The sequence below is a fragment of the Enterobacter cloacae complex sp.6700776 genome, assembly GCF_048284255.1.
Lineage (GTDB): Bacteria > Pseudomonadota > Gammaproteobacteria > Enterobacterales > Enterobacteriaceae > Enterobacter > Enterobacter intestinihominis.
In genome coordinates this window covers 371607-385804 of record NZ_JBLVYK010000002.1, presented here as the reverse complement: position 1 = coordinate 385804, position 14198 = coordinate 371607, and the positions used below count along the sequence as shown (strand labels likewise).

3 protein-coding genes are annotated in these 14198 nt (G+C 60.1%); 2 read left to right on the top strand and 1 reads right to left on the bottom strand.

Annotation, left to right across the window (positions count from 1 at the left end; translation table 11 throughout):
• Positions 1 to 101: 101 nt before the first annotated feature.
• Positions 102 to 824 (bottom strand): SDR family oxidoreductase, encoded by a 723-nt coding sequence (locus tag ACNQ0T_RS05840; protein WP_023306786.1) that lies wholly within the window; start codon positions 822 to 824, stop codon positions 102 to 104.
• A 98-nt stretch (positions 825 to 922) separates the two neighbouring features.
• Between ACNQ0T_RS05840 and ACNQ0T_RS05835 the strand changes: the two genes are divergently transcribed.
• Together ACNQ0T_RS05835 and ACNQ0T_RS05830 are read left to right on the top strand one after the other, a co-directional pair.
• On the top strand, positions 923 to 1840 hold the full coding sequence (locus ACNQ0T_RS05835) for a LysR family transcriptional regulator (RefSeq protein WP_023306787.1): 918 nt from the start codon (positions 923 to 925) through the stop codon (positions 1838 to 1840).
• An 894-nt stretch (positions 1841 to 2734) separates the two neighbouring features.
• A complete protein-coding gene (locus tag ACNQ0T_RS05830) occupies positions 2735 to 14158 on the top strand; it encodes a BapA/Bap/LapF family large adhesin (RefSeq protein WP_417929743.1) in 11424 nt (3807 codons plus the stop codon).
• Positions 14159 to 14198 lie beyond the last annotated feature (40 nt).

The window sequence follows — 14198 nt, the reverse complement described above, 5'->3', positions numbered from 1 at the left end:
ACAAACTGGAGTGTGGGGGGGGGGTGGGTTTTTCTTCTAGACAGGCGAGGCGTGTGGGGGGGGGGGGTGAGTGGGGTTGTTCTGTCCCCCCCCCCGCTACGTTAGTTTGCAGAGGCCGTAGGTCTGATGGTGATTTCGGTGGTATCGACACTCTCAGGCGCCTCGATGATGTGGCGCACGGCGCGAGCGATATCAGCCGGTTTGAGAGCAATAGCCCGGTACGCATCCATCACCGCCATGGTTTCTTCGTGCGTAATGGTCGAGGCCAGTTCGCTTTCCACTACCCCAGGGTTGACGCAGGTCACACGGATGTTCGAACTTTCCTGACGTAAACCATCGGAAATGGCCCGTACCGCAAATTTGGTCGCGCAATAGACGGCGGCCGTGGGCACGACGGACAAGGCACCAATCGAGCCTATATTGACGATCTGCCCCGAGCCCTGGGCTTCCATAATCGGCAAAACAGCACCAATACCCCACAGTACGCCCTTGATATTTACGTCAATGGTGCGTTCCCACTCATCCTGCTTGCCAGCCGAAAGCGGAGAGAGAGGCATAATGCCCGCGTTGTTAATAAGTACGTCAATTCGGCCCCACTTATCCCGTGCTGCCTGAACGAAGGCGGCCATCGACTGGCGGCTGGTAACGTCTAATACCTGAGCCTCTGCCTCCCCTCCTGCGCTGCGGATTTCATCAGCCAGAGCGTGGATGCGATCTAGCCTGCGTGCACCCACGAACACTTTTGCGCCTGCCTTGCCGAGCTCTCTGGCGATACCTTCTCCGATACCGCTGGAGGCGCCGGTAATTAAGATGACTTTGTTCATGTTTTACTCCTTCAGTTGAGTTCACTGCAATCATAGATACAGACCATTGTTTCTTGTATCCTGCCTTTACTGGACTCACTGGTTAGCAATGTTAAACAATGAAAATCGATCTTAATTTGTTACCGCTTTTTCTGGCGGTCGCCGAAGAACGCAGCTTCAGCGCTGCCGCCGGGCGCCTGGGCATAACCCGTTCCGCTGTCAGCCAGGGAATAAGACGTCTCGAAGATGGGTTTCAGACCCTGCTGGTGATGCGCACCACGCGCTCGGTAAGGCTCACCGAAGCGGGTGAACGGTTGCATAAATCGTTGCTGGGGCCCATCGCCAACATTGAGGCGGCCTTTGACGACGTCACCTCGGACAGCATACCGCGCGGACAGCTCAGGATCGCTGTCACCTCAATTGCGGAAGCGTTTCTTTCGGGCCCACTGCTCGCCTCGTTTACGGCCGCGCATCCTGCGGTATCGCTTGATGTTTTCGTGTCAGATGAGGAATTCGATATCGTGGCAGCGGGCTATGATGCCGGGGTGAGGCTGGGCGAAGTTATCGAAAAAGACATGATCGCTATTCCCCTTACGGGCCAGCAGCGTGAACGGGTGGTGGCTTCACCTTCCTATCTGGCGACACACAGCGCACCGACGCACCCCCGTGAGCTGGTCGCTCATCGGTGTATCGGCTGGCGCCCTTCCCCGGACGTTGCCCCCTATCGCTGGGAGTTTGAGGAAGCAGGCGTCCCTTTCGATGTGGCAATTGAACCACAAATCACCACTAACGATCTGCGTCTTATGCTCAGCCTCGCGCTGGCCGGCGGTGGTATAACCTTTGCCACGGAGGACACCTTCACACCGTACATTGAATCAGGACAGCTGGTTTCCTTACTGGATGCGTTTCTTCCATCTTTTCCTGGTTTTTATCTCTATTTTCCCCAGCGCCACAATATGGCCCCCAAGCTCAGAGCCCTGATCGAGCACATCCGCCAGTGGCGACAGCTCCCCGCCACGCAACCCACACAGCGTTAAATGGTTCCAACCCTGAATGCAGATTTTCCTCAATCTACTGCATCCCTTTGATGAGCATCAACGACAGCACGTCATTACCATGGAAAATGACAACGGACACGATGGGCAGGACTTCACACAAGGATGGAACCTTAAAAATGTACAGACCAATAGTTGTTATCCTCTTTATTCTTTTGACATTAGCTGCCCTCGTGGAAATCGGCATAATTTCTTTAGGCTAATACCGATAGCCTCTGAAAGGCCACGCTTGCGGCCTTTTATTTATTAAACATGAGAAGAAAATACGTAATTTTTTTGAGTAGCAGAAATTAACCCGCCCGTAAAAATATATTTTATAAATGAGAGAGTTTTAAATATATCATACACCAGATATTTTACCCTAACTTAAACTACAATTAAGCAGCAATTAAACCTAACCAAAATTAGATATTTATCGCATATTATAATTATTAATATCGCCCCACCAGCACCGTTTTAAGGGTTGCACCTTTTACGCCGAAACCCTTTATCCACGCGCCCTCATAGCTAACGAAATATATTCACGCTATCAATTAATCTCCCCTGCAATAGCCGCGTTGGGTTTACGAACACTTAATTTGCGTATTCAGACATTTATAGCTATATCATTTTTATAACGAAATAATTTAATACCTGCACAAATAATAAGGCTTATAAATCGCAAACATATAAATAAACAACTATTTCCTATGTAAATAATTAGCTTTGCCCTGAGGTTGCCACTTTTAATCCTGGCGGGCATCGGTCGCGCTAAAGAAAGTAACGGTAAATCCTGTTTATTAAACAGTATTTTCGCCGGGAGCGCGTTCATCCCTTCAGAAACGATGGCTTTGTTTGACACGCCGTAACCAATCACTCTGCTGGAGTAATAACTGTATGAGCCAAATATCTGTTATATCTAAATTAACTGGCGTGGAAACGACCACGGAAGGGACACAGATAACACTCGATCACTCCTCAATCGTTAAGCTTAACGTGGATCGAGCCAACATCGCAGATTACTCCCGCAGCGGAAACGATCTGGTGATTACCCTCAATTCGGGCGAAGTGATTACTCTCAAGAATTTCTACGTCACTGATGCGCAGGGCGTAAGCCAGCTGGTGCTTGAAGAGAGTGACGGAGCGCTGTGGTGGATTGAAGATCCAACCGGTGCCGCGACCTATGAATCCATCGCCTCCACCGATGCATTACTGGCGGCGTCAGGGAGTGATGCCGGCGGCGCCGCTGCGTGGCCCTGGGTGCTGGGTGGCCTGGCCGCCGCAGGTGGGATTGCTATTGCGGCGGGAACCGGCGGTGGAGGTGGCGGAGATGACGATAACAACAACCCGAATCCCGGTAATCCGGGAAATCCTTCCGAACCTGATACTACGCCTCCGAATGCTCCCACTAATCTTCAGGTCTCACCTGACGGCAAAACCGTAACAGGTACGGCTGAACCGGGCAGCACGATTACCCTTAAAGATGCCGATGGCAACACCATTGGAACGGGCAAGGTCGGCAGCGACGGCAAATTTACTATCGATCTCGGTACGCCGCTCACCAACGGGGAGCAGATCACCGCCACGGCCACCGACCCGTCCGGCAATACCAGCCAGGGTGGTCAGGTCACAGCACCGGATCTCACCGCGCCGGATGCACCTGCCAATCTGGAGGTTTCGCCTGACGGCAAAACCGTGTCCGGTACGGCTGAGCCGGGTAGCACCGTGACACTGAAAGATGCCGATGGCAACACCATCGGAACGGGCAAGGCTGGCAGCGACGGGAAATTTACTATCGATCTCGGCACGCCGCTCACCAACGGGGAGCAGATCACCGCCACCGCCACCGATCCGTCCGGCAATACCAGCCCGGGCGTTCAGGTCACGGCACCGGATTCAACCGCGCCGGCTGCCCCCGAGATTGTCACCGTCAATGATAACGTGGGCACCGAAGCGGGCCCGCTGAGCAACGGACAACGCACGGACGATGCACGCCCGACGTTCAGTGGCATCAGTGAAGCTGGCACCGTTATTACCTTCTATGACAACGGCAAGCCGATCGGCACCGCCACGGCCGATGCTACCGGGAAATGGAGCTTTACCCCGTCGACCAACCTGTCTGAAGGAAACCACGCCATTACCACCACCGCGACCGATGCGGCAGGCAATACCAGCCCGGCGTCCACGGCGGTGACCTTCGTGGTGGATACGGTCGCACCAGGTGCCCCGGCCATCACCGGCATGACCGACGACGTTGCGCCCAATACCGGCGTGCTCGGAAGCGGAAGCACCACTAACGATCCGCGCCCGCAGCTCACCGGCACGGCGGAAGCGGGCTCTACGGTCACCATCTATGATAACGGCATTGCCATTGGCACAGCGGTTGTAGGCAGCAACGGAAGCTGGAGCTTTACGCCGTCGGTTAACCTGAGCGAAGGCAGCCACCAGCTTACCGTACGCGCCACCGACATCGCCGGTAACACCGGTCCGGCCTCGCCGGCCTTTACCGTAACGGTGGATGTCACCACCCCGCCGGTGCCGACAGGATTTATCGTTAACGATGACACCGGAGGGCTGAAAGGCACGATTACCGCCGGGCAGTTTACCGACGAGTCGCAGCCCCGCCTGACGGGCCGAGGAGAACCAGGCAGCACGATTACGGTTTACGATAACGGCGTTGCGATTGGCAGCACAACGGTTCTGCCGAACGGTACCTGGAGCATCACGCCGACAACGCCGCTGGCAGAGGGTGCACATTCGATTACCCTGCGCGAAACCGATGCGGCAGGCAACCAGAGCGGCCTGTCTCAGCCGATCAACTTTACCGTCGATCTTACGCCGCCAGACATGCCGGAGGCGACGCTCAATTCGACAGGCACGCAAATCACCGGTACTGCCGAGCCGGGCAGTAAAATTGTCATCACCAACAACGCCGGGGTGCAAATCGGGACCGCCACTGCCGACAGCAACGGCAACTACGTCGCCAACCTGAACCCTGCACAAGTGAACGGCGAGATCATCTCCGTGGTCGCCTCCGATGCCGCAGGCAACCAGAGTTCACCGGCGCTGGTTAACGCAGCGGACATCACCGCGCCTGCCGCACCGGGTAACCTGGTGGTGGCGGAAGACGGGGCAAGCGTCAGCGGAACCGCCGAGCCAAACAGCACGATTATTATTAAAGCGCCGGACGGTACGATCATCGGCCAGGCCACCGCCGGTCCGGACGGCACCTTTACCATCCCGATTTCGCCAGCCCAGACCAACGGCGAAGCCCTTGCAGTGACGGCCACCGACGGTAGCGGCAACACCAGTCCGTCCGGCTTTGCCGACGCGCCAGACAGCACGCCACCGCTGGCACCGGAAAACGTGGTGATCTCTGCCGACGGCACCACGGTAACCGGTACAGCCGAGCCGGGCAGCACCGTCACCATTCGTGAAAATGGCGTTAAGCTCGGGGAAGCGGTCGCCGACGATCAGGGTAATTTCAGCGTTGATCTGATCCCGCCGAAAGCCAACGGCGAAGCCCTGACCGCAGATGCCACCGATACCGCCGGAAACACCGGCCCGACCGCGCCGTTTGACGCGCCGGACATCACCGCGGCACAAACCCCGGTCATCACAGGCGTGGAGGATGATGCGCTCGACGTCACCGGTCCTGTCAGCCAGAACGGTCTCACCAACGACAAAACCCCGACCATCAACGGAACGGGCGAGCCCGGCACGACGATCACCCTCTACAGCGGCACCACTGAAATCGGCACCACGGTGGTTGGGCCTGACGGCCAGTGGTCCATCACGCTGGAAACGGATCTTCCCGACGGCGGGCACGTGCTGACGGCGACGGCGGTTGACGCCAACAATAACCTCAGCGGGACATCGAACACCTGGAGCATCACGGTGGATACCGCCGCGCCGGGCGCTCCAGCCATTACGCAGGTCATTGATGACGTACCGGGCCGCACGGGGCCGCTCGACAACAACCAAATCACCAACGACACGCTCCCGACGCTGAACGGTACCGGCGAGCCGGGCTCCACCGTGACGATCCGCCTGGACGGACAGGATATTGGTACTGCCATTGTGAACAACGGCGGCGCATGGACCTTCACGCCCACTACCGCATTAGGGAACGGGCAGCATACGTTCACCGTCGTCGCGAGCGATGCGGCCGGCAACACCAGCGCATCATCACCCGGCTTTACCTTTACCGTCGATACCACTCCGCCACCGGCAGCCACCCTTGACACCGTCTCCGATAACATCGGCACTGTGCAGGTTCCGCTTAACAGCGGGGATACTACCGATGACACGCTGCCGCAGCTGCAGGGAACCGCACCGGAAGGCACCACCATCACTATCTATGACGGGACCACCCTGCTCGGCACGGCCGTGCTTGACGGCAGCGGCGGCTGGAGCTTTACGCCAACCACGCCGCTGACGGACGGCCCGCATTCGCTGACGGTCCACGCGACGGATGAGGCGGGTAATACCACCATCTCGCCACCGTTTGAGCTGGCGATCGACACGACCGCGCCTGCAACGCCGGATATTCCTGAGATCACCGTGAACCCGGACGGCGCCACACCGGGGACGGCTCTGAATCCTGGGGAGACCACCCGCGATACCACACCAACCCTGAGCGGCTCGGGCACGCCGGGAGATACCGTAAGCATTTACGATGGCGCAACCAAAATAGGTGAAGCCGAGATCGATGGCGACGGTAACTGGAGCTGGACACCGGAAGATCCGCTCCCTGACGGCACCTACGATCTCTCCCTGACGGTGACCAATCAGGACAGCGCCGGGAACGAAAGCGCACCGTCCACGCCAGTGACCATTACCATTGATACCGACGCGCCGGGCCAGCCGGGGATCCCGACGGTGACAGACAGCGTAAGCCAGATCACCGGGCCAGTGGACAACGGCGGAACCACCAACGATCCGCGCCCGGTACTGAGCGGCACCGGTACGCCGAATGACGTCATTACCATCTATGACCAGGTGGGTACAGGCGAGCCGCAGGCCGTGGGCAGCGTCACGGTGGACGGTAGCGGTAACTGGAGCTGGCGTCCTGAGAGCAACATTGGCGAAGGGACGCACCAATACACGGCGACCGCCACCGATGAAGCCGGCAATGAATCTCTGCCATCAACCGGTATCACGATAACGGTCGACACCCTCGCCCCGGATACCCCGCTCATCGGTTCCATTGGCGGCGCTCAGAATGGAGGCTCAACCAACGATAACACACCTGTCATTGGCGGCGGCGGCACGACCGGCGAAACGGTGATTATCTACAACAACGGCGTGGAAGTGGATCGCGTTGAAATCGCCAATGGCGAGTGGTCATACACCCTGCCGACACAAACCGATGGCCCGCTGAATATCACCGTCGCCGCGGTGGACGACGCGGGTAACCTGAGCCCGGTCAGCCCGGTCTTTAGCGTGACGGTCGATACGCAGGCACCGACCGTGCCGCAAATTGACGCCGTCTCTGACAGCCAACTGACCAACAGCGTGCTTTACACCCGCGACGGTACCCCAACCCTCACCGGGATTGGCGAGCCGGGTTCGAGCGTAACCGTTTCTGTTGATGGTGTCGCCTCGCCGGTGGTCGTGGAGGTTCAGCCGAACGGGACATGGTCCTGGACCGCCGACCCTGCGCTGACCGAGGGGCCGCATACCTTCTCCGTGGCCGCGAGTGACGCGGCGGGAAATACCTCCGCCAGCTCCGGGGATCTCAGCGTAACGGTGGATACCCTGCCGCCTGCAACGCCAACTAATATCGCCATTGCCGCGGAGGGCACTCCGCTGACCGGTACGGCAGATGACGGAACCACGGTGACGGTTAAAGACGCCAACGGCAATATCATCGGGACCGGGGTCGCGACGGGAGGCTCCTTCACCATCGCCCTCTCCCCGGCCCAACTCGATGCCACTACGCTGACGCTCACCGCCACGGACCCCGCAGGCAATGCCAGCCCGTCAACCACCTTTGACGTGCCGGACTCTCCGCTCGATCTGCCTGCGGTGCCGGTGATTACAGCGATCAACGATGACGTCGATCCCGTCATTGGCGACGTGAAAGATAAAACCACCAATGACACCACGCCTACCCTTACCGGCACCGCCGATCCGGGCAGCGTGATCGCCATTTATCAGGATGGATCGCTGCTTCCGGTGACCACTGTCGTTGCGGATACCAACGGCAACTGGAGCTACACGCCGCTCCTGCCGCTGACGGAAGGGCCACACACCTTCGCCGTCACCGCCACGAATACCACCACCGGCGCGACCAGCGGGCAGTCGCCTGTCGCGACCGTTACCGTCGACCTTACCGATCCGACCGCACCAGCCATCGGTGCGGTGACCGATGACGTAGGCCCGGTCACCGGCCCAATCGCTGACGGGCAGAGCACCAACGACAACCGTCCTACCCTGACCGGAACAGGCACGGCCGGGGACACCATTACGGTGTACGATGACGGCGAACCGCTGGGCACCGTTGTTGTCGGTCCGACCGGCACCTGGAGCTACACGCCGCCTGCGCTGGACGACGGCAACCACACCCTGACCGTGACCGCCACCGACCCGGCAGGCAATGAGAGCGCCCCGTCGGCCGGGATCACCATCGTTGTCGACACCGTCTCTACCACGCCGGTGATTACCAGCGTGACGGATAACGCAGGCAATGCGGCAACGCCTGTCCCAAGCGGCGATCCAACCAACGACACTACGCCAACCCTGACCGGTAGCGCCGAGCCGAACAGCGTCGTCGCCATTTTTGATGGCGCTACGCAAATTGGTACGGTGGCAGCAGACGGCACCGGTGCCTGGACATTTACCCCTGAAACCGCCCTCGGCGAAGGGACGCATGACTTTACCGTCAGAGCCACAGATCCGCAGGGCAACGTCAGCCAGCCGTCCAACGCCTGGAGCGTCGAAATCGATCTGACTGCGCCACAGGTGCCGACGATCGTTACGGTCAGCGACAACGCCCCGGGAGGCACAACCGGCCCGCTTACCGCCGGGCAGGTGACCAATGACACCACGCCAACCCTCAGCGGCACCGGCCAGGCGGGTACCATCATTCACGTGCTTAATAACGGCGTGGAGATTGGCACCACCACGGTCGACGGCAGCGGCAACTGGACCTTTACGCCGGATCCGGTACTGACTGACGGGACGTATAACCTGCGCGTTAACGCCAGCGATGATGTCGGAAACGTCTCCGCCAACTCGCCAGTGTTCGCCTTTACGGTGGATACCGCCGGGCCTGCGGCCCCGGTGGTTACCACGGTAATAGACGATGTCAGCCCGGGAACGGGAACCCTCGCCAGCAACGGTTCCACCAACGACACCCGTCCAACCTTCAACGGTACGGGGGAAGTGGGCGCAACGGTGCACGTTATTGTCGATGATGTGGAAATCGGCACGGCGGTCGTCAACGCCCAGGGTAACTGGACCTTCACGCCGACCACCGCGCTGGGTGAAGGGCCGCATACCATTACCTTCAACGCCACCGATGCCGCAGGCAATACCGGGGTCACCTCACCACCGTTCAACCTGACGGTGGATACCTCGGTGCCCGAGGCACCGGTCTTTACCCCGGCCACTGACGATGCTGGTACCGTGCTGGGCCCGGTCGCCTCGGGACAAAGCACAGACGACACCACGCCAACACTGAACGGCACCGCGGCGGCCAACGCGACCATCACCATTTATGAAAGTGGCCGTGAAGTGGGTACCGCCGTGGCGGACGCAGACGGCGTATGGAGCTTTACCACCGGTACGCTGGCAAACGGCAGCCACACCTGGACCGCCACGGTAACCGATGCCGCGGGCAACGTCAGCCCTGCCTCACCAGGCTTTACGCTGGTGGTAGATACGGCTGCGCCTGTCGCGCCGGTTATCACCCAGGCGATTGACGACGTTGGCACCATCACCGGGGCAATAGGTTCCGGCCAGACCACCAACGATCCTCTCCCGCGTCTGGTGGGGACCAGCGAGCCGCTGGCCACCGTGAATATTTATGAGGGCACCACGCTGGTGGGCACCGGTACTGCCGATGCCGATGGCAACTGGACCGTCGATATCACCGTGCCGCTGGACAGTGGGTCACACACCTTTACCGCAGAAGCAACGGATCAGGCGGGTAACACCAGCACGTCGTCCGCCGACTTCAGCCTGACCATTGACACCACGCCGCCAGCGCTGCCGGTGCTGACCAGCATCACCGACGATGTCGGTAACGCCGCTGCGCCTGTCGCCAACGGCGGGTTAACCAACGACGCGCGGCCAACACTCACCGGTACGGCAGAAGCCGGCGCGACGGTCACCATCTTTGATAATGGGGTACAGATTGGCACCGCAGTCGCCACCGGCGGCGCGTGGAGCTTTACGCCTTCCACCCCGCTGGCTGACGGGCCGCATAATCTGACCTTCTCCGCTACCGACGCGGTGGGCAACGCCAGCGCGCAGACCGGCGGTTACACCATTAATGTGGATGCCACCGCCCCTGTCGCACCGGCAATCACCTCGATTGAGGATGATGTGGGGACCGTCACCGGACCTGTTACTGGCACCAACCCAACCAACGACACCCGTCCGACCTTAAACGGTACGGCAGAAGCCAATGCCACCGTACGTATTTACGACGGCACGACGCTGGTGGGGACCGTCACTGCCGATGCCAACGGCAACTGGACGCTGCCGCAAACCAGCACCACGCTGACGGAAGGCGCGCATAACTTCACCGCAACCGCCACCGATGCCGCGGGCAATACCAGCGTGGCTTCACCGATTATCACGATTAACGTTGACCTGACGCCGCCACCAGCCCCAACCGGGCTGGCGGTGATCACCAACGGGACGCAGGTCACCGGTACAGCAGAAGCGGGAAGCACCGTCACCATCACCAGCAGCACCGGAACCGTGCTTGGAACGGCCGTCGCGGACGGTAGCGGAAGCTTCAGCGCCACCATCACCCCTGCACAGACCGCCGGTGAATCCCTGATCGTCTTTGCTACGGATAAGGCCGGTAACGCGGGTATCACCACCTCCGTGATTGCCCCGATCACCACGATCCCGAACGCGCCGGTTATCGCAAACATCGACGATAACGTCGGCACGGTGACGGGCAACCTTACCAACGGGAATACCACCGATGACACCACGCCAACCCTGAGCGGCACGGCGCAGCCGAACACGACCATCACCCTCTATAACAACGGGGTGCTGATGGGCACGGTCACCGCGAATGCCAGCGGCAACTGGAGCTTCACCACGCCGGTGCTGAGTGAAGGCCCGCATGCCTTCACCGCCACGGCGAGCAACGGCTCGGGCACCAGCCCGATTTCCACGTCGACCACCGTCATTGTCGATCTCACTGCGCCAACGGCTCCAACCGGGACCTTCAACGCAGACGGCAGCGTATTGACCGGTAGCGCTGAAGCGGGCAGCACCGTCACCATCCGCCTGGCGGATAATTCAACGGTCACCGCCACGGCGGACAGCAACGGTTCCTGGAGCTACACCTTCCTCAATAAACAGACGGAAGGTCAGACGCTGCAAATCACCGCCACCGATGCGGCAGGCAACGTTTCGCTGCCCGGCTCAGCCCTTGCGCCGGTGGTGCCGCTCTCTGCCAGCACCAACGCTGAAGAACTGGCGCTCACGACCACCGCCACGGTGACCAACTCGCAGTACAGCGACTATGGTTTCCTGCTGGTAGGCGCCTTAGGTAACGTGCTGACGCTGCTCGGCAACGACACCGCGCAGGTAGGTTTCACCGTCGGCAACGGCGGCAGTGCGGATATTGCCGTGAACGCCAACGCCACGGGTGCCGTTCTTTCCCTGCTCAATACCCTTGAACTGGTGGTACAGCGCTTTGACGCCGCCAACAACACCTGGACCACCGTGGTCGATACCGGACAGCCGCAGTTCGCTGACCTGTTGACCCTCGGCGCGACGGGGGTGTCGCTGAACCTGAACGGGCTGGCGAATGGTCAGTATCGCGTCCTGAGCTACAACACTAACCTGCTGGCAACCGGCTCTTACACCAGCCTCGATGTGGCGGTGAAAGAGACCAGCGCAGGCACCGTGTCCGGCGAGACCAGCGTTGTCGGGAACGTCATCACTGACGTGGATCCAACCGCAGGCAGCGACAACGCCCCGGCGGGCACCACCGTCACTACGGTCACCAACGCCCAGGGCACCACCACCAGCGTTACGGCTGACGGCACGGTGATTCAGGGGCAATACGGCACGCTGACCATCAACCTGGACGGCAGCTATACCTATAACCTGACCAACACCAGCGCCGCCGTCATTGGCCGCACGGAGAACTTTACCTACACCATCACCCATAACGGCACCAGCGCCTCGGCAAATCTGGTTCTGTCGCTGGGCGAAGGCACCAGCAGCAGCGGTATCGTGGCCGTGGACGATACCGCCTCGCTGACCTTCGACACCACCGTGGAGGCGATCAACAACGGCACCTCGTCGCAGGGCGGCTTTACCCTGGTGGGGATCAACCTTGGCAATACCCTGGGGCTGAACCTGCTGGACGATCTGGCCAACCCGATCATTTATAACGTGGAAGAAGGCACCACCCGCACCATGACCGTTCAGGCGTCCGTGGGCGGCGTCGCGCTGGCCTCGGTGTTCGACCTCTACATCTATAAGTTCAACAATGCGACGCAGACCTTCGAGCAGATGCGCGTTGAACCCGGCTGGCTGCGCGCGCCGCTGCTGGGCGGCACTTCCCCGCAGCTGACGTTGAACCTGCCCGCTGGCGAGTACCTGTTCCTGCTCAATACGGCGGCGGGGATCACCGCGCTGACGGCCTACACGCTGAACGTCTTGCAGGATCATGTCTACAGCGTGGCAAGCGTGAGCGAGAGCACGACCGGGGATGTGCTGGCGGATGATATTGCGCCAGCAGGTACCGTGGTCTCCGACGTTAACGGCGTGGCGGTGAACAGCAGCGGCCTGACGGAGATCACCGGCGAGTACGGTACGCTGCGGATCAACGCAGCCGGGGAGTACACTTACACCCTGGACAGCGGAGTCGGCGCTGACAGCATCAGCACCCCAGATACCTTCGTCTACACCATCACCGCGCCGAACGGCTCGAAAGACACGGCATCGCTGAACATCACCCCGACCGCGCAGCCAATGGACGCGGTGAACGATGTCAGCACGGCGATGGACGTGAACTCGGTGCACCGCACCGCCGCATACTCGGATACCACCGTCGGGTCGGCGAGCTGGAACGCCGCGCTGCTTGCCTCAACCCAGGGCAGCGGAAGCGGGACCTTCGTGGTGGATCCTAATACTGCACTGCATAACGTGGTTCTGTCGTTTAACGTCGCCTCGCTGCTGACCCTTACCGGGTTAACGGTCGACTGGACGCTGACCAACGGCACCACCACCCTCAGATCCGGCTCATTTAACGGCGGGCTGCTGCTGGGCGGCAGGGCGACGATCAACCTGACGGGCCTCGATCTGGAAGCGGGAACCTATACGCTGAACTATACCGGCAGAATGGGACCGCTGGGGGTGGGAAATATCACCGTTACCCCAAGCGTCACCGGGACCAGCTACTCCCTGTCGCAGTTTGACGCCACGGGCACCCACACCGTTGACGGCAATATCTTCGACGGCACCGGCTCCGCGGGCGCGATGGACCAGCTGCACTCGGTGGATACCCGTCTCAGCATTACCGGCTACGACGGCGTAACCACCACGCTGGATCCTTACACCGGCAGCACGCAGGTAAACATCACGGGTCACTACGGCACGCTGGCGATTGCCGCAGACGGCAGTTACACCTACACACTCAACCCGGGGATATCGTTCTCTACCATCACCAGCAAGGAGGTCTTTAACTACACCCTGACCGACGCTAACGGCACCCGGGATACCGCCTCGCTGACCATCAATATGGCACCGAAATTTGTCAGTTCGGAACATAACGATGTGATTAGCGGCACGGCCTACGGCGACACGCTGATTTATCAGGTGTTGAACACTACGGCGGGTAACGCCACCGCAGGTAACAGCACGGGTGACCACTGGACGAACTTCTCCCTGTCGCAGGGAGACAAGATCGACATTGGCGATCTGCTGGTGGGCTGGAACGGTAGCGCGTCGACGCTGGGGAACTATGTCTCTGTTTCACAAAGCGGTAACAATACTGTGATCTCCATCGACCGTGACGGCACGGGAGCCGCCTACACTAAATCTACGCTCGTTACGCTGGACAACGTTCAGACCACCTACGACGAGCTTGTAAACCAGCAACACATCATTACCTGATAGCACCTGCAAGAAATGACCCGGGCGCGCACAGCGCCCG

Bases quoted from the DNA above. Each gene is read 5' to 3' on its own strand.
- ACNQ0T_RS05840 (WP_023306786.1), bottom strand. From the start codon at position 824: ATGAACAAAGTCATCTTAATTACCGGCGCCTCCAGCGGTATCGGAGAA.
- ACNQ0T_RS05835 (WP_023306787.1), top strand. From the start codon at position 923: ATGAAAATCGATCTTAATTTGTTACCGCTTTTTCTGGCGGTCGCCGAA.
- ACNQ0T_RS05830 (WP_417929743.1), top strand. From the start codon at position 2,735: ATGAGCCAAATATCTGTTATATCTAAATTAACTGGCGTGGAAACGACC.